This window comes from Nostoc sp. (genome assembly GCF_036919615.1).
GTDB lineage: Bacteria > Cyanobacteriota > Cyanobacteriia > Cyanobacteriales > Nostocaceae > Nostoc.
Window position 1 is genome coordinate 1 of sequence record NZ_JBALCN010000068.1, and the last position, 18,007, is coordinate 18,007.

Here is an 18,007-nt window from a genome sequence, read left to right on the forward strand (position 1 = left end):
CCAAGCATAGTGGAAGTCGGGTTTTATTTTCAGGGCTTTGTCAAAAGATGCGATCGCGCAGTTCAAATCTCCTTAAATCACTCAGCGCCATTCCCTAGTTGTACCAAGCATAGTGGAAGTCGGGTTTTATTTTCAGGGCTTTGTTGTAAAATGCGATCGCCTTCCCTATATAAAGATAAAAAGTAAGTCCGTAATCAGGCATGGTTAGATCAGCAGTTGACAAATAGATTATGAGAGTAAAACAAATATAATCTCATAGGACTATGTTTTTACCCTCGATAGAAAAACAGTAATTACACTGTCCTAAATTTCACAGATTAATTGGTAAAATCTAACACTATATATTTTCTGGTAAAAAGTATTACCATGTCAAATTCAATATTTATTCGGATATGAGTATTCTTTCATTTAGACCTCTGATTTTAGGCATAAGTATTGCTTTACTGCCTCTGTTGTCCAACTGGCGCATCCAAGCACAAAATAACTCACAAAATATTGAGTTAAAAGTTTATAGCGAAAACGAGCAAAAACAAAGCTGTCCAGATAAAGTGATTGTCACTGAAAAACCCCATCCTTATCAAGAAGGCAGTTTTGCGACAGATGGCTCTGTTAACCTGAGTGCCTACGCTAGTAGCATCTCTGTTAAAGCCAGTAATAGCTTTAGCGTTACATGGGTTGGCACACTCAAGCCGAAATATGCTAAATGCTTTGCATCTGCTGGAATGACTAAGGTTGATGGACAAGACTACTCTGAACACGTTAATTATTTACGGATGCACTTTGTTAAAGGCAAGGTTTACTTAATCTTGGATTTGGCAGGGAGCTTTGATCCTAATGATTATCCCTTAGTCGTACTAAAAAACAGTTTAAAGAATGGCAACCCTACCTGGACTTGGGGTGGAACTGATTAGCCCAGATTTCTCACAAGATTTCTCAAAGCCATTTCAGACAGAGTGATTTCTGAAGCTATTTTGAGACTAACTATGCACTCAAGTAATATTTGCCGTATTCTGTAAGTGGACTAGTTAAGTAGTGCCAATCTTTACGGAAAATTTTGTTGACATCAAGAACACTGATGAAACGCTTAAATTTTTTACAACAGTCCCAAAAAGTTACAACATTATCAGAACAAAAAACTCCTGTGTTGTCGCAACAGGAAGCAACTGAGACTTCTACTGAATCGAACAACGCTCTCAACAAAAAATTATCATCTTCTTGGGTACGGTATCTGCTACTGCTTACCGGATCGGCAGTATTGTTGAGTGTAGTTGCAACTTATGTAGGAAATTATGCTTACCATGAATGGCAATACAGGCAAAGATATTTACAAACTGATAATGCTCATGTCACCGCAGAGATCAACCCTGTGACGACTCGTGTATCAGGAATAGTCACTGAAATTACATTTAATGATAATCAAATGGTATCTCCAGGCATGGTGTTAGTCAAGCTTGATAAAAGCAATTATAAATTATCTCTGGCACAGGCAAAAATATCTCTAGAATTAGCTAAACAGCAAGCAGCATTGGCACGGGAAAAAATTTCCAAAATTGTTATTGATATTCCTGAATTACAACCAGATTCCAAGAACAAAAATACTCAGGTAGAACAACAAACTTTGATTAAAAAAAGAACTTTACAAGCACAAATTCTCAATCAGCAAAAGAAGCTAAATGAGCAACAATATAAGATAGCATTGGCTACTTTTACTCAAAGGCAAATAGGGGTAAAAAAAGCGGAAATGGAGTTAGATTACACTAACATTGCAACTACTGTTGGTGGACTAATTGGGAATAAAAACGTCCAAGTAGGACAGCAGGTACTTCCAGGGCAAACTCTCTTATCAATAATGCAGCCACGTCCTTGGATTATTGCCTATTTTCCAGAAAAGCAGTTAGAAAAGATACAGCCAGGGCAAAAGGTGAAAATTACAGTCCCAGCCTTTGCTAATCGGCAGTTTCAAGGCAAGGTAGATAGTATCGCCTTTATGCCAGAAGATAATCTTACGAGTAATTCAGCTTCTAGTAATTCACTACATCAAATTCCCGTCAAGATTGTGTTTGATGGGTCAAGTATTCAAGGTTACGAATCCCGATTTAATCCGGGAATGTCAGCAATTGTAAAAGTTGAAACTAAATAAATGGTCAGCCCTTTGGGGAAGTCAAAAGTCAAAAGTCAAAAGTCAAGTGAAACTGGTAACATACTCGTTGTAGTTTGCATTTGCGAGTGAAAACGTAAAAACACTTATTTACCGAGGTGATTGTTTACTTGTGGCTAAGGGAAAGTCAAAAGTCAAAAGTCAAGTGAAACTGGTAACATACTCGTTGTAGTTTGCATTTGCGAGTGAAAACGTAAAAACACTTATTTACTGAGGTGATTGTTTACTTGTGGTTAAGTAAAGCAATTATCTACTTTTTTGTATTAAGAGGAATGAGGGGGCTAGCACTGCAATCGTTAAAGTATTGCAACAAATATAATTGTCATAATCAATCCCTGTGGTTAGGGATTAATCATGGCGATCGCTCATACGGAACTGCGATCGCTTTTCTATTGGATCAACCCGCCATTACTTCTATAGTTTCAACTTAAACTGCATATTTTTTATATATTGTGGCAGAAATTACGGGGTCAATCTGCAATATTTTCAGAAGAAAACCAAGTCTGTGACGAGGAACCGAAGAACTGTCATGTCTTTTGCGCGTCTGTAGAGAAGGCATATTTTACACGCCACCCTTTACTCAAAATGAATTTTCTTCAAGTTCAGCGATGTCTAGCGACAAGCCGTTTCACTTCTACGCTTAGAAAACACGGGAGCAAGTAGAACAGGGTTATTCTGGTTGCATAAGTCGAATAGACCCCCCTTAATCCCCCCTTATAAAGGGGGGAAACTTGAAATCTTGCCCCCTCCCCTTTATAAGGGGAGGGTTGGGGAGGGGTGATTCAAGGATTTTTGCAAGAGGTCTATTGTTTTGAAGGCACATGGAGACGCTGAAACAACAAATGCATTCGCCGAAATAACAAATGAGTTCGCCGAAGTAACAAATGAGTTCGCCGAAATAACAAATGAGTTCGCCGAAATAACAAATGAGTTCGCCAAAGTAACAAATGAGTTCGCCGAAGTAACAAATGGGTTCGCCGAAATAACAAATGTGTTGGCTAGCAAGAACCGCAAATCTTTGGTGGATAAAGTTTTTCCGACTTGTATGTACACCGTAGCCTTTTGACTTTTGATTTTTGACTTCCCGCTAGGGTGTGGCATCCAGCGTTTTTACAATTGGACAGGACTTTAGAGGAATGTGCGGCGAAGTACCGCACAATACTTCTCAAATAAGGGTTAAGTTGTCCTAAATTCAGATCCCCCCGCCTACGGTGACCCCCTTAAAAAGGGGGTAAAAGAGGGCTAGAAGCCACCCTTTTTAAGGGGGGTTGGGGGGATCTGCAACGACTAATTGCGCTAACCGAGAAGTATTGAAGTACCGCAGATTTTGTCAGAAGTACTGACCACAGGCGAAACCAGAACAGCGAAACCACTCTGACTTTTCACGGTAAGTCCTCAAACCACGAAACAGCGTGGCTTTTTCCACAGTCTAATTCTCAATAACTCTAAGTTAATGAAAATAGGTAACGTAAAAGTTAGGGTTTGAGAAACCCTCAAAATAACCTTTTCCACATCCCGTGAAAAGTCAGCGAAACCACTGGGGGAGAAGCTTTTTACCATCGGTGATCAAAGGTGGGAAAGCTAAAAAGTCGTCGCCTGGACAGATGAGCCTACCTTGGGACAAGCAGAAGGTAACTGAAAGTACGGAGGTGCATGAGATAGCAGCAAAATTTATTCAGGCAAACTGTTATCAGCCGACAGTGCCAGGTATCAATTTTGCGTAATGCTGATTATTGCGTGGGAAAGGAGGCTGAAATAAATGTTTACAAACTTCTGAAAGCCTTATATGTTACACTTTGCAAGTCGCAATGCGAGAAAAGAAGACCGTCCTCCATCCCTCTCTCCCACTCACCATTAAACCCCCACAAAGCTGGTAGGCTACCCCTATACCCCACAGAGTTGTCTATACGCTTGTACAGTTCGTCGGATGACACGTAGCTACCTCTGTTGTCTCGTGCTTGATTGTCTCCAGTTCCTTTCTCATCATACCATCCAACTGCCTTGGCAAACTGAACATAATTTTTCTCATCATTCAAATTCCAGTCCTCTGGTTTTATACCAAGTCTATTGCCAGTTTTGATCCATATCTCCTTCTGCACACTAAAGCCAAAACGATTGTCTGCATTCACCCAAAGGTGGTCTATTTTTTGTAGCTCTGGACAAGAGAAGTTATTGATGTTGTCATAATCTAAATATCCTTGCTCATCCCTTTTAGCAATATTGAGCATGAGTTGAGATGTTTTTGTATCAACCGACTTCCAATTTTTAGCTTTCAAAAAATATTCAAGTTGAGCATATAAATGTTTTGTCAGTGTTTTTTCAACTTCTTTATCTTGAGGGTTTAGCTTAATTAAACTTCGATAAACTGATTCAATATTTTCGCCTGTGAGCAACTGATTATCTTTGGTAAAATCAGTTTCACTAGAATGAATTGTTAAAATATGAAATGCTGTAGTGTAAGATTCTATAGCTTTTTTGATTTGTTTCTCTTGGGCGAATAAATCACCTTGACTTTTTTGGAATAATACTTTAATTTGTAACCCTTGACTGGAATCTGTTGCTTTTTTATCACCTTTCGCTAAAAACTCCTGACTTTGCTTAATTTCTGATTCTGCGGATTTTAGCTTTTTTAGTTGTTGATATGCAAGTGAACTAGTGGCAAAGACTAATGCTTGTTTAAGTTCGTGATTCTTAACATTAAAAGATAAAGCAGAGAGCCTTAAAGCCTCAGTTGAACTAAAGGTAATCTTTTCAGAAGTAGAGTTGGTCTGTTTTTCTAATTCTCCAGCCAAATCATTTAATTCCTGAACAGCTTCAACTTCTTCTTTCGTTTCATTAAGTTGCTTTCTAGCAGATATTCCTACAGTTGCTGCTCCCAGAACTGCTAAAAGCAAAACGACAATTCCAATACTAATCCTTCGTTGAGCTTTCTTATTAGCCTCACTGAGCAGTTGATTTCTTGCTTCTGCTGCCTCCTTATCCTTCCTCTCTCTTGACAAAGCTGCTTCTTGTTTTTGAGTAGCAATCTCTTTCTGAATTTCTTTCTCTTTACTAGCTGCTAAATACTGCTTATCTTGATAACTTAAATTTTTATCCTTTGCCCATTCTTCTGCTTCTTGTAATGCCTTGCCTCGCATCAGCCATGAATCCTCAGTACTTCCAGAAGCGACCCAAAAGCGAAAACTTTCTGAATATGGGCGCAGATTTTTTAATTGGCTTTCAATCCAACTGGAGTCAAATATTTCATAATAAATTTGGTTATAAATTCTTAACTTTCCCTGTTGTCTAACAACCAATCCTGATAATTGTAATTCACTCTGCTCTAAAGTATCATCTGCTATTACCTGCGATCGCTCTTCACTCAATCTGACTTGTTGATAAAGTTCTAGTAAGTACCCTGCTCGTTGTTCATCTCGCAAAATTCTGGCTTGAATTGTTCGTAAATGCTCCGGCTCATCCTGTGATTCCCAACTTTCAATAATCCGCGACTTGACAATTTGTTCAACTGAAGGAGGATTTTCTTGCTCATATTCCTCAACCAGAAACTGACAAAGCTTTTGAGTCAAAAATGGTTGTCCTCCCGTCCACTGCAAGATTTTCTGCATTATCGCTTGGGGACTGCTGAATTTACTGCTTAGACCACTTTCTAATGGTTTAACTTCGTGCAATTGAAAACCTTTGAGGGAGATAGCCTGACCAATATTAAACGGAGTACGCTGTTTATCTCCAATCAAATTACTAGGTGATGCGACCCCTAATAAACAGAACGTGAGGCGATTATATTCAGGGTTATCAACACGCTTGTTATAGCAGGCGCGAATCAAGGCAAAAAAATCATCTGTGGGAAAGTTTAGGCTAAGGACGCTATCGATTTCATCAATAAAAATAACAATATTTTCTTGGACTTCAACAAGTAATACTTCTTCCAAAAACTTGCGAAATCTCGTCACCAATGTATTTAACTGGTTCTCTGACCACCAATCACCAAAATCTAAATCTAATCCAAAACTATCAATGAGCGTGTCGATTAAATCTGCATACCATTGTTCGGGAGGTACATTCTGAATACCTCCAGCCGAAAGGTCAACTGCTGCACACTTTACACTGTCCTCTCTCAATCGCTGCATGGTTCGCACACGTAAGCTAGACTTACCGCTTTGGCGCGAATTTAGTACGTAACAAAACTTTCCTGCTTTTAGTCCTTCGTATAATTGGGCATCAGCTTCTCTTGTGACATAGGTACTGGCATTTTCAGGCAGACTTCCAGAGAATATGTATTGGTCCATGATTTACCTACTCCAAACGAGTTGAGAAATAGTGACGATACAAATCACAACCAGGAACACAATCATTGCTAGAAAGTTTTACTAACCCCAAACTATGCAACTTAAAGGCAACTTCAGTATCTAACCTCACAGATGTATTCGTCATCACTACTTTTTTATACCCTAACTCCAACTGAGGATTATGTTGTAAATGCCACAGTTGTTGTCGCAAGTGAGCGCTGAAAATTCCCTGCTCTGTTGGTGCAAGTCTTAGCAGTTCTTCTAAGGTCATTTGCTGGCTTTTGAGATGAGCGATGGCTTGTTGCATCAGATAGGGATGTCCCCCTAACAAGTCTATCAACCTACTTAAGTCCTGTTTCCCCAACAGCTCTAACTCATTCTGCTTGGCGAGTTCTGTTACTTGTTGCAGATTAAATTCAGGTAAATCAATCGCCAGTCCCACATTAAAGGGGGAATGATTACTATCCAAAGAAGGGTAAGATTCAGTAGAGTGAACTACTACTAACCGCAGTTTCTTCCAGATATTACCAATCTTGTCCCCTTGTTTAGCTGCTTCATACCACCCACGCAGGAGTAAACAGAATTGGGGAAAAATCTCTGGATAATCAAACAGTCTCTCAAAGTTATCTATAGCTAAAACTAAGGGAGTATCAGTAACCGATAATAAATATTTTTGGAAATAGCGAGTGCAGTTCTTATTCAGTCCAAAAACTTCTTGCCAGTGTTTATCTACTTGGGGTTCTAGTTCCAGAGTGTCAGCAACATCAACACACAACCATTGTAGAAATGTTTTTAAGTTAGCCAGAATATCGACATCAGCAAGTTGTAAATCTATTTTTGCAGTTTGATAACCTTGGTGTCTTGCATAGTCTAGGGTTTTCTCTAGCAGTAATGTTTTACCCATTCTTTGGGGGGCTTTAAGACGAATTAACGCTCCTGGTTGCACAAGAGCCTCATAGCATTTATTTTCAATGGGTGGTCGTTCAATATATATAGTTGTATCTGCCCCCATTACAGAGTTATCAGCCGCTTGCAACTGTTGTTTAATTGCATCTAACTTCTCACCAAGCTCCTTCAGGGTGCGTTCTTCTGACTGAAGCTGGTGTTCATATTGAAACTTGCGTGATGGATCTGTTTCAATAATCCATGCATTTCGTATCCTTGCAATCCTCTGGCTTTGGAGTGCGTAGGCTTTTTCGAGTGAGTCTTGTTCTAGCTGCGATCGCTCTCTTTGATTTTGTGATTGTGCTGAATTACTTGATGTTACTGTCTGCTGCTCAAGGTGAATATTGTAGATGTCACCGCCAATTTGCCCAGTATTTACAGACTCAGCATTAATTAATCCACCGCCAAACTGGGAATTGCGTAAGTCATTGTTGGAGACTTGCTTCGGATCTTCTGAGTTGGGCATGGGTTTGATTTGAGCGTTCTTAAGCGTCTCTGTTTTGAATGTTACCACCTAATTGCTGTATGTTAACATTGGTCTGGAGTATGAACAGTTACAACAGTTAATCTAAAATGCGGAACGATTACATCATGAAAAACCGCACCGTCTGGTTGCAATTTCTGCTACCTCTAGAAATCGTCAAATTCAATCAAGTATCTGCAACGATTGACTAGCAGCATCAGAAGTGACTTAGAAAAAGATGTGAGTAATACATTGCTCATTGTTCAGTAGGCAAGAAACCAAACTCCGATTTAATATTCCAGCGCTTACCGTCGTGAAGCAGTAGCGTTAACTTGTCGGCAGTAAACTCAAAATGCAACTGACGCTTTTCAAACTCTGGCCAAGCAGCTTTAAAGTTTTGCTTTTTTAAATCCCGAAACGCAACCGTCATGTGGGGCGCAAAAGGGCGGGTTTTAGAAACCTTGTCAACAATTCCCAAGTTGCTTTCTGTATAAGCTATTAAATCAGCTTGCAGAGTCAAAAGTTCTTGACTTATGACGACATCAATGTATATGACACGAGGCGCAAAGGCATCAAACCCCCTGAGTGTAATTGCTACTGGCTGTTGTCCACTGGCAAACTCCTTCAAGGATGCTTCTAGCAGTGGCAAGTTAGCATCTGCCCATTCAAAGGGCGGTTGCAGGGTAATATGAGGCGGAGACTTTAGCGCCCCGCTACTAGCATAGTGATCAGCAAAGTACTGCTTAATCTGGTTGGCGTAGTCTTGAATGTCTTGCGGTGGTAAGAGGGCAACAAAAAAACGGCTCATTCAATTTTGGATTTTGGATTTTGGATTATTAAGATCATTGCTGTTGAGTATTGAACGGCAAACGCCTAAAAGATATTACAAATATATGAAAAAATGTAAATTTGATACTAAATGATGATAAGTAAATCAGCGATAAAAATTCAATGTATGTAAACAAATATAAAATTAACGTCAGGGAGCCAGTGCGTTGCCTTGGTTCCCTTTCGTTGTAGCAACTAGCGTTGTGTTATCGCCCAGAGTCTGACACGCTGTTTGAGGCAACCTCAAAGGATGAAGCAGAAGCGATTGTGGCTGATGTACCGTTGGTGCAACACGGCTGCGTCAACTATCAACTTTATGAATGGCGGATTGTTATGGAACAACACACACTTACTGAATTTTAATGTTATGCTTTTAGAAGACCTGGATCTATGCGATTGCAACACCCAAATCTTGTCAGAACCGGAAGGTAGCAGCAACACGGGAGGCTTGTGATAGGCGTAGTCTCCGGGTCGCCCTATTTTTAGGAGCATTCAGCAATAATGCCTGGTTTTGGAGATATTGTTCAAAAAGCTTTTTACCTCGGTGTTGGATTAGCTTCTTACGCAGGTGAGAAAGCAGGGGGAAAATTAGCCCAAGTGCGATCGCAAGTCCAAAAACTGGCAGATGAAATGGTGGCAAAGGGCGAAATGAATACAGAAGAAGCCCGCCGCTTCGTTGAAGATATGATGAAGCAAGCCCAACAGGCCCAAGCATCTGCTGAAACCTCACCAGAAACACCCCCTTCTGAGCCTCGTCGGATTGAAATTTTAGAGGAAGATGAAGAACCAACGGTGAAACAGGGATCAACTGATGAGAACGTGGATAAATTACGCCAAGAAGTGCTAGACCTGCAAGACGAGTTAAAACGATTGCAACGCGATCAATAAAAAGCATTCTTTGATCGAAATATCAGTAATAAGTGGCACTTTGACATGACACTTTAGATAGAAACTTGATATGATACATTGCCTAGTGTGTACTCTAGTGCTTGAAGCCAGATAGCACAAACCTTCCTGTTTATAGCCTGTAAGGGCGTCAAGTTTATGGAACAGTGGCAAAAAGATTTAGTAGAAATCGTTGAAACAGTGGCTGATGAAGTAGAGCGTTTCTTCCTGGGAATGAGTGAAATGGTAGACGCTTTTTTTGAACTAACGGAAGAAATCACCGAGCAAGTTCCTAACATTGTCACTGATGTCGATCAGTATTTACAGGATTTGGCTGAACCAATGTTGGAAGTTTACTGGGAATTGGAAGACATTGTAACAGATGTAGATCCGGGTTTTCCTTATTCAGTTGAACCCACAGCCGAAAAAAATCCTGCCTGCATCGGTTGTAGTCACTACCACGGTCAAGTTTATGGTGGTAATTTGTTAGTTTGTGCTATGCATCCCCACGGTTGTGAAGATGAGAATTGTCCAGACTGGGAGAAGGAAGAGCATTGAGGGGGAGTGGGGAGTCATTCAATTTTAGATTTTGAGTCGCACCTTTGGCGCTGACAGCGCAACTTGAATTTTGGTGAAGCAGCGCGGTCTTCTCCCATTCGTGAGAGGCTAGCGCCTGCCGTAGGATGCCTGTTCGCGGAGCGTCTCGTAGAGAAGGGCTGTAGCGGGTTTCCACGCCACTTGCTTTATGCCGGGGAACCCGTCCACCGCAGTGGCTCCCCATGAGTGACTGCACCAAGCCGAAGGGATTGGAGAAGAAATTTAAAATCTAAAATCTAAAATTGGCAGAGTTAGAAGTTAAGAAGTTATAAAATTACCAAAAGAACGTAACACAAGTAAAATAACCAATGATAAATAACAATTTACCTGAGAGTGTATCCCAGGCAAGCCAAGAAATCAAGTATGGCGAACGCGATATTGCAGAAGGTAAACTAATTACCTTTCCGAATCCGCGTGTGGGGAGGCGATATGACATTAACATTACTTTGCCGGAATTTACTTGTAAATGTCCGTTTTCCGGCTATCCCGACTTTGCGACAATTTACGTTACCTATGTACCTGATGAGCGGGTAGTGGAATTGAAGGCGCTTAAGCTTTACATTAATAGTTACCGCGATCGCTACATTTCTCACGAAGAATCTGCCAATCAAATTTTGGATGATTTTGTAGCTGCTTGTGATCCGTTAGAAGTCACGGTGAAAGCAGATTTTACGCCTCGCGGCAATGTACATACTGTGGTTGAAGTCCGTCACCAAAAGTAATATCATCACTGATTAGCGTTATTCAGCAATTTTCTTGACGGCAGATTGCACTTGAACCACAACTTTTTTAGACAAAGGAATATATCCGAGTTCCAAACTGGATTTTTGCCCCTCAATCACAGCCCAATCAACAAAGTTTTTCAGCACTTGAGCTTTGACTCGGTTTGGATATTGGTGATAAGTTAAAAGCCAGCTGTAAGTGACGATGGGATAAGACTGGGCATCTGTAGGATCGGTGATAAAAGCAATCAAATTATTGGCAGGTAATTTCACTGCCTCTAAGGTTTGAGCTACAGATTTTGGTGTCGGCGTAATATAATTACCAGATTTATTTTCTAAAGCAGCCACAGAAAGTTTATTTTGTTTGGCGTAAATGTACTCTACATAGCCAATAGCTCCTGGTATCTGTTGAATCAGGGCGGTAACACCTTCGTTACCCTTTCCACCAATTCCCACTTGCCATGCTACAGCTTTACCAGCCCCAAGTTTGCTTTTCCATTCTGGACTTATAGCACTTAGGTGTTGCGTCAACACGCTCGTAGTCCCACTCCCATCAGTTCGGTGTACGACTTGAATAGGTAAATTGGGCAAACTTACTCCTGGATTAGCTGCGGCTATTCTAGGATGATTCCAATTCGTAATTTTTCCGAGGAAGATATCTACGTAAACTTGGCGTGGTAGCCTTAGAGTCGTTGGCACATTGACTTGAGGTGACTGGTGTGCAACTTGTGTGAGGTTATAAGCCAGCACAATAGAACCGGCAGTTATGGGTAAAGCAATCACTCCCCGTTTTATTTTGGCTGCTTGTTCACTTGTTATTCCCACATCGCTAGCTGCAAAATCCACAGTACCTGCAATGAGTTGTTGCACTCCAGCACTGCTCCCTATAGCTTGATAGTTAATTTCCACATTGGGATTTTTCTGGTTGTAATCTGAAAGCCAGCGTTCGTACAAAGGCGCGGGAAAACTTGCTCCGGTACCAATGAGGGAAACATGCTTGATGTTTTTCTGATCACCAGTGCAAGAAGCGATACTCAACGAAATAGCGATTAGGGGTAGAAGGTAAATGCGTCCCTTGGATTGAAGTTGAGCAGACATAGAAATCTTTTGTTCCAATGTTTAATAAATACCTCTAGTAATTTCCCAATTTGTAGTCGTGTGGACGTAATTAATTATAAACAGGACTTACGCACGGGTCATGGAAGAACGAACCACTCCAGACACAGAGAAGCCAGTGCGTTGGGCGGGTTAAGAGACTTGTTCGCGCAGCGTCTCCGATAGGAGAAGCAACTGGCGCGACACGGAGGAATAAGAGTTTGAGAGGTTTTTTGCGTAAGTCCCAATAAATAACTTTGAAACGCATAGGCACTTTGCCTTCCCGCAGGGTAGGTACGCAAAGTTATCACTTATGCTCTGCGTTCGTCTGCGATTTTCTTTGCGCCCCTGGAGGGTTTAAACTTCAATTGGCGTCTCTTTCTCTTCACCTTTTGGCTGTGAACTCAGCCGATCTAAAATCTCCAAAACCTCTTGTTCAAAAGCAACTTGGGCGCGATTAGTTTTGCCACCCACATACAAGCGATCGCCTTTTTGCAATGCCCATATTTGCGAATGGGAGAAGTAACTCATCACCACACCCAGCATTAGCAAGCCAAACCCTGAGTAAACAATTGGTATGCCTGGATCGGCTTTAATTTGTAAGCCAGTGCTACCAATCACATCCAGAATTTTCAGCTTCACGCCATTGATTTGAGTGGACATGCCAGCGCGGACAGTATCAACAAGTTTGCCAGTGGCATCATAAATTAATACCATCCCTTGCAAGTCTTTGGCTAACAGGGAGACACCCTCACTCAAGTCGGGTTTAGTCGGAACCCAGGTTCCCCAAATGCGCCCGTTACCGTTGGTCTTCAATTGCGCCATCGGTAGCTGAAAAATCGGGCTGTTGTTAAATTGGACGCGAATACCTGCGATTCCCCAATCAGTTTGATAGAAAGTGACGCCATGATAGCGCAGAGGCTCGTTGACAAAAATCTTCTTGTGGTCAACTTCCTGTCCCTGATTATTCAAGACAGACAGATCCGAATAAAATTGATTAATGCCGCCAGATGGAGTGTAGTCAATCCAAAAACGATTGACGCGCACAGCCCAATCTTTCGGGACTTGGGCTACTGCTAAAGGCCCAGCATCGACAATATTTTTTACCTGAAATGTATCGCCACTAGCAACCATTTCCTGAGCTAGAAACCCAGTCATCGCCCCCCAAATTCCCCCTAGCAGAATAGCTACAATGCCAATATGAACGATAATTGGGCCGATGCGTCCGACTATTCCCTTGCGGGCATAGAGAAGATTTTCTTTTTCTTGATCTGGAAAAATTTTATAGCGGCGTTTCTGTAATATTTGGCTCAGAGAATTTAGGGAACCAGTATCTAGTTCTGCACTTAAAGCTAACTTTTGAAATTGCCGTGGTTCTTCGTAATATTTCCAGCGCTGGGCAGCTTTTAAGGCTGGTAACTGACGAGTAAAAGAACAAGCAGTTAAGCTAGTGCCAAATAAGATGAGTAATGCCAGAAACCACCAGGTACGATATACATGGTCTAACCCAACTACCTGAATTACCTTCCAAGTTAAGAAACCAAATAAAGCTGGATGTTCTGGATAGTTAGCCTGGTAGAATCCGGGTGAGCGACCTTGCTCAATTACAGTTCCGGTGGAACTAAAGATTGCAATCAATAGAAATAGTGCGATCGCTAGTCGTAAATTGGTCAGTATAGGCAAAAGCTCCTGCCGTAAGAACTGCCCAGGTACTGCCCACCATTTTAATTCTTTGTCCGCTGAATCTTCTAAAGTCATTATGTGTAAAATCTAACAAAGGTATTGATAATAAAATCTCAATCAAGCACTATCAAGGATTGAAATTAAAAACTGCCAAGGGGAATCCGAGAAATTAAGGAAAATACACCGAATCCTACCAATAGTGCCCCGCTAACTGGGTTAATCCAACCAGACCAGCGACGCAATTCTAGTAACTTTTTAATTGAAGCTGTAAAAGTACCCGCCAAAATCAATGGTGCTACATAACCAGCTGTGTAAGAAAGTAGCAAAACAGCGCCTAAAATTAAGTCTTGTGTATTGGCAATCCAACCTAATAAGCTGGCTAAAACAGGTGTGCTACAAGGGGATGCAACTAAGCCGAAAGTCAGCCCCAGTAAATAGGAACGCAATCCTGCTGGTAAATCTGGCGAAATCCAATTCGTTTCGCCCAAGGATGGAAATTGCAGAGGTAGTGCTTCTAATAAGTTTAGCCCCATGAGAATGGCGATAATGCTGACGATAATCGGCAAACCAATTCCTACTTGACCGTAGACTTTTCCCACAAAAGCTGCTATAATTCCTAACCCTGCTAATGTAGTTGCTAATCCCAGAGCAAACCAAGTTGATTGGGCAGCTGCTTGCAAGCGGCTTTTGGCTTCATAACCACCGATGTAACCAATGGTAATTGGCAGCATAGAAAGCATACAGGGTGTGAGACTGGTAAGTAAGCCAGCTGCAAAGATGATACCAATACTCACCACGCTAAGGTGTGTCAGTTGGTTAGAAACGAGACTGTTGGCAAATTGTTCTAGTTGATAAATTTGGGTTTGCAGGTTATCAAGCATGGGGAGTTTATGAGCGGGAAATGCTTACTCTGCTTGAATTGTAGCTTATTTTTGGATGTAGAGTCAGCAGAACTTATTATCCGAACCTGATATCATCTAAATTTAACCTGCCTAAGGAAATGTATCTAAAATACAACTAATCTCCGATTATCCCTAAAGAAGCGCGCTGGAGTATTTGGCATGATAGATTGCATTACCCGGATTTCAGATTGTCAGCAAATTTGCCTGCATTAGTGACTATTTTGAGAGCAGAAGCTTAGTTCCCTGAAAACCACCATTCGCCGCGTACTCGCCTTAATGCTTGAAGACGACGCGATCACGAGCTTTACCACTGCAGAGGCGATCTAAGGTTTCATTGATTTTAGGACTTACGCAAGAACTCTCTGAAACTCTTATTTCTCCGTGTCGCGCCAGTTGCTTTAAGTCTCTTAACCGCAGACGCTCGCAGGCTCGCTACCGCTGCGCTATCGCCCTTGGCGTCTCCCCTTCTCCCAAAGGGAGAGGCTAACGCCAAGGGAGAAGGGCGCACTGGCTTCTCTGCGGACTCTGCGGTAGCCTGCGGCAAGCCGCTTTGCGTCTACGATTTTCCGTTACCTGTGCGTAAGTCCTGGATTTGATCGAACGAGTAGACTTCGACGATCGGCTTATTAATGTCCATCATTAGACCAGTGGGGACGATCGCTAGATAATTTGATTACACCGTAAGAACGACCTACCTGCCATAAAGTAGAATTTTCATAACTCGTTTGTGGCTCACCAATGCTAACGATAGTTCCACTAGCGTTTTTGATCTTTAAGATTCCTGACCAAGTAATTTCCCAATCAATTGCTAATCTTTGGGTATGACGAGAGGTAAGAACAGGTCGAAAAGCAATATTATAGGCAGACACCATTTCTTTAGCAGCTTGGACAGAGCCAGCGTTAGTGTAATGTAGCCAATTAATATCTACATTGGGCATCGGTGGAACATCTTTGGCAGCAATTTCATTATTACTAATACGGAAAGAATAATGCATTAAATAAGCCCGCTCTGAGGAACGGAATACTGAAGCGATACTAATAGTAGCTCCGGCATTTATTAAGGCTTGCTCAAAAGTTTGTACTTTTTGACGGAAGGGAGAAGCCAAATCATCAATTAAATTGCTATCTGGAAAAAAATTAACCCAGTTTTTTCCACTAAGTCGTTGTCTTAATCTTTTGGCGTATTCGGTTATGTTGTCTAAAGCCAATTCAAAATCAATACCAAGCTTGGTTTTTGTTGCATTAGAAAGCTGTTGAGCTAACTCGGCTCGAAAATTGATGTCTCTTTTCTTATAAGTTTCGGTTAGTCTCCTGATACTGTTGGGGCCAAAGTCTCCATCAACTGCTAACGGAGGATTTAAAAGAGCGATCGCTGTTAAACTTTGTTGTAAGTTTTTGACCTCATTCTCGCCAAAGTTAAGATAGGTTAAAAATTTTTTTACGACATTAGTATAAATAGCAAAATAGATGACAAAACCTTGCTCTAGTGCTTTTTTATAAGTAGCAGTATCCACAACTCCTGTCACTGTTAAACCATTACGACTCTGATATTCACGGGTTGCTTTATCTGTAATATTTCCAAAATCTCCATCAACGGCAGCAATGGGGAAATCATTATCTAATAGAAATTGTTGCCAAGCAATTACATTAAGCCCTTCAGACTTTTTTTGGAGAGGAGAAAGTTGCAAAGCTTGAATTTGAAAGCCCATAGTTTTTATGTAATGAAACAATTATTTTAAGCTAATTGTTTTATCAATGTTCGTCAGATAATTTCAGTCACAATCCCTGCCAAATTAGTATCTCGTACTTCATCAGAGCTATTGGGAGTCCAACAAACGTTGTTTGATAAAACCCACTTTGGATTCTAACATCCGCAGTTATGCTAGTTTTCCTTTAGAAGTACTCAAAAGAGAGAACAGCGATCGCTGCTATGCGGCTGCGTAGTAGCGATCAAGTTTATATGGCAAGTTTAGCAATGTTTGCCAAGAAAAATTCTGAATCAAAAGAACGCCCACCGACTCTTGCAGAATGGCAAGCTTTACTAGATAGCGGGAACTTTGCTGGGCCGCGAGATAAAACCCCTACTCCTCCAACCAGTGGCGCACTGATTTATGGGCGTGTAGCTGGTGTGTCTAGTGGTTCCTCATGGCAAGCAAAGTTGGTGGATAATCCCCAAATCACAAATCTGACTATTCCCCAGCGTGGCAAAACTATTTCCTATGCTTTAGACACATTGCTCAGTAGTCGATTGGGCACTCAACAAATCCAAACGGCCAAGATGCTGGTACGTTATCCAGATACGGCATACGAAGCACATGGTAATTATGGGGTGGAATATAAACTCACCTTACCCTTAAGCAACAATACCAGCCAAAATCAGACCGTGACCGTTACTTTGGAAACACCTTTGAAGGAAGATAAATTATCCCAAGGTGGTGTGCGTTTTCGCAAACCATCCCTAGATTTTCTTTTCTTCCGTGGTACAGTCCGGCTACGCTACTTCGATGAGCAAGGTCAACAAAAGACACGCTACGTACATCTATGGCACAGAACTGGTCAGGTGTTAGAACCATTGGTGCAGGTTGTACTTCCACCTTCGACTAAGCAGATAGTACAAGTAGATATGATTTATCCGCCAGATTCGACACCACTGCAAGTGCTGAGTGTAAGAACTTTAGAAAAGTGAGAATTGACATACTCTCTCGAATAAAATTCGGGTTCCTAAAAAGTTTTAGTTATCTTCGGAAATTGACTTTCCAATTTTGGAAAGTCAATTTCCTAACTTGACGATGTGCATCTAATTAAATTTACCTATTGTAAAAGAGTGCAGTGAAAGCGAACACCTAAAACGCCAGCACCGCGCAGACTCAACTTATAAACCTGCCTCAATTAACTAAGAAAAAAAACAATGTCTAACATCAACAACCAAACCCAAGACCTTTACAGCATCGAATCAGTGCAAGACCTTGACCATGAAGACGCTGCTACTGTTAGTGGTGGTTCTTTAGACCTTTCGGACTTACGTAATGGTAAAGGCAGACGCTTAAATAATCTCACACGCAGCTATGCCACTTTAGGCAGCTTTAACAATAAAGCAACTTGGTACGATGTACATGGTCCCAGAAGTTGGTTCGCCTGGAGTGGTAAGAATTTCACAGGTAAAAGATTCCTTCTAAAAGGAAACACAAAAGGTAACTTACGTTTTTCTAACAACAACATCGAGTCTGTCAGTCCTGTATTTTAGCTCGGTTCTATTTCATACCGCAGACTAGAATCCTGAAAAACCTAAAACAGAAAAGAATGCTCTCACCTTCGCTAAAGCTTGAGTAACATCCTTTTCTCGCAGTTTGTAGGGGCGAGGTCGTTTTCGCTCCTACTTTTTATTTCAATGAAGATAACACAAATAAACGTAAATGGTAATACCCATAGCTAGATTTGTGCGT

Annotated in this window: 16 protein-coding genes, 1 other RNA gene and 1 pseudogene; 11 read left to right on the top strand and 7 right to left on the bottom strand. The window is 41.3% G+C overall.

Annotated elements, in window-relative coordinates; genetic code table 11:
• The first annotated feature begins 392 nt into the window (after positions 1-392).
• From V7K48_RS20125 to V7K48_RS20140, 4 genes are all read left to right on the top strand, one after another.
• A complete protein-coding gene (locus V7K48_RS20125) occupies positions 393-911 on the top strand; it encodes a hypothetical protein (protein WP_335074983.1) in 519 nt (172 codons plus the stop codon).
• Positions 912-1,075: 164 nt separating this feature from the next.
• The gene (locus V7K48_RS20130) at positions 1,076-2,140 is read left to right on the top strand and encodes an HlyD family secretion protein (protein WP_335074984.1); all 1,065 of its coding nucleotides are present in this window, start codon (positions 1,076-1,078) and stop codon (positions 2,138-2,140) included.
• A gap of 829 nt (positions 2,141-2,969) precedes the next feature.
• Positions 2,970-3,224 carry a hypothetical protein gene (locus V7K48_RS20135; protein WP_335074985.1) on the top strand — a complete coding sequence of 85 codons (255 nt, stop codon included), beginning with the start codon at positions 2,970-2,972 and terminating at the stop codon, positions 3,222-3,224.
• 451 nt (positions 3,225-3,675) lie between these two features.
• On the top strand, positions 3,676-3,882 hold the full coding sequence (locus tag V7K48_RS20140; RefSeq protein WP_335074986.1) for a hypothetical protein: 207 nt from the start codon (positions 3,676-3,678) through the stop codon (positions 3,880-3,882).
• A gap of 39 nt (positions 3,883-3,921) precedes the next feature.
• Here the strand turns inward: V7K48_RS20140 and V7K48_RS20145 are convergent, their stop codons facing one another.
• The 3 genes from V7K48_RS20145 to V7K48_RS20155 all read right to left on the bottom strand — a co-directional run bounded on the left by V7K48_RS20145 (position 3,922) and on the right by V7K48_RS20155 (position 8,660).
• A complete protein-coding gene (locus V7K48_RS20145) occupies positions 3,922-6,444 on the bottom strand; it encodes an AAA-like domain-containing protein (RefSeq protein ID WP_335074987.1) in 2,523 nt (840 codons plus the stop codon).
• A 7-nt stretch (positions 6,445-6,451) separates the two neighbouring features.
• Positions 6,452-7,855, bottom strand: coding sequence for an AAA-like domain-containing protein (locus V7K48_RS20150; RefSeq protein WP_335074988.1), 1,404 nt, complete (start codon positions 7,853-7,855; stop codon positions 6,452-6,454).
• A 253-nt stretch (positions 7,856-8,108) separates the two neighbouring features.
• Positions 8,109-8,660, bottom strand: a complete 552-nt coding sequence (locus tag V7K48_RS20155; protein ID WP_335074989.1) for a 2'-5' RNA ligase family protein — start codon at positions 8,658-8,660, stop codon at positions 8,109-8,111.
• A gap of 221 nt (positions 8,661-8,881) precedes the next feature.
• Here V7K48_RS20155 and V7K48_RS20160 point away from each other — a divergent pair, with 221 nt between their 5' ends.
• The 5 genes from V7K48_RS20160 to queF all read left to right on the top strand — a co-directional run bounded on the left by V7K48_RS20160 (position 8,882) and on the right by queF (position 10,884).
• A complete protein-coding gene (locus tag V7K48_RS20160) occupies positions 8,882-9,043 on the top strand; it encodes a hypothetical protein (RefSeq protein WP_335075007.1) in 162 nt (53 codons plus the stop codon).
• A 16-nt stretch (positions 9,044-9,059) separates the two neighbouring features.
• Positions 9,060-9,156, top strand: an RNA gene (gene ffs, locus V7K48_RS20165) — signal recognition particle sRNA small type.
• A 25-nt stretch (positions 9,157-9,181) separates the two neighbouring features.
• The gene (locus V7K48_RS20170) at positions 9,182-9,568 is read left to right on the top strand and encodes a phasin family protein (RefSeq protein ID WP_334975483.1); all 387 of its coding nucleotides are present in this window, start codon (positions 9,182-9,184) and stop codon (positions 9,566-9,568) included.
• Between the two features lie 156 nt (positions 9,569-9,724).
• Entirely contained in the window at positions 9,725-10,123 is a 399-nt protein-coding gene (locus V7K48_RS20175; protein WP_335074990.1) for a hypothetical protein, read from the top strand.
• Positions 10,124-10,473: 350 nt separating this feature from the next.
• A complete protein-coding gene (gene queF / locus V7K48_RS20180) occupies positions 10,474-10,884 on the top strand; it encodes a preQ(1) synthase (protein WP_335075006.1) in 411 nt (136 codons plus the stop codon).
• 18 nt (positions 10,885-10,902) lie between these two features.
• Here queF and pstS read toward each other — a convergent pair whose 3' ends face one another.
• The 4 genes from pstS to V7K48_RS20200 all read right to left on the bottom strand — a co-directional run bounded on the left by pstS (position 10,903) and on the right by V7K48_RS20200 (position 16,273).
• A complete protein-coding gene (gene pstS / locus V7K48_RS20185) occupies positions 10,903-11,982 on the bottom strand; it encodes a phosphate ABC transporter substrate-binding protein PstS (protein WP_335074991.1) in 1,080 nt (359 codons plus the stop codon).
• Positions 11,983-12,336: 354 nt separating this feature from the next.
• On the bottom strand, positions 12,337-13,737 hold the full coding sequence (locus tag V7K48_RS20190) for a cytochrome c biogenesis protein (protein WP_335074992.1): 1,401 nt from the start codon (positions 13,735-13,737) through the stop codon (positions 12,337-12,339).
• Positions 13,738-13,802: 65 nt separating this feature from the next.
• Positions 13,803-14,543 carry a cytochrome c biogenesis protein CcdA gene (locus V7K48_RS20195; protein ID WP_335074993.1) on the bottom strand — a complete coding sequence of 247 codons (741 nt, stop codon included), beginning with the start codon at positions 14,541-14,543 and terminating at the stop codon, positions 13,803-13,805.
• A gap of 647 nt (positions 14,544-15,190) precedes the next feature.
• Positions 15,191-16,273 (bottom strand): peptidoglycan-binding domain-containing protein, encoded by a 1,083-nt coding sequence (locus V7K48_RS20200; protein ID WP_335074994.1) that lies wholly within the window; start codon positions 16,271-16,273, stop codon positions 15,191-15,193.
• Between the two features lie 221 nt (positions 16,274-16,494).
• On the opposite strand from V7K48_RS20200, the pseudogene V7K48_RS20205 reads away from it, so the two are divergent.
• Positions 16,495-17,250 (top strand): annotated as a pseudogene (locus tag V7K48_RS20205) (DUF3370 domain-containing protein); the annotation flags it as partial.
• A gap of 222 nt (positions 17,251-17,472) precedes the next feature.
• On the top strand, positions 17,473-17,808 hold the full coding sequence (locus tag V7K48_RS20210) for a hypothetical protein (protein ID WP_335074995.1): 336 nt from the start codon (positions 17,473-17,475) through the stop codon (positions 17,806-17,808).
• The last annotated feature ends 199 nt before the right edge of the window (positions 17,809-18,007 follow it).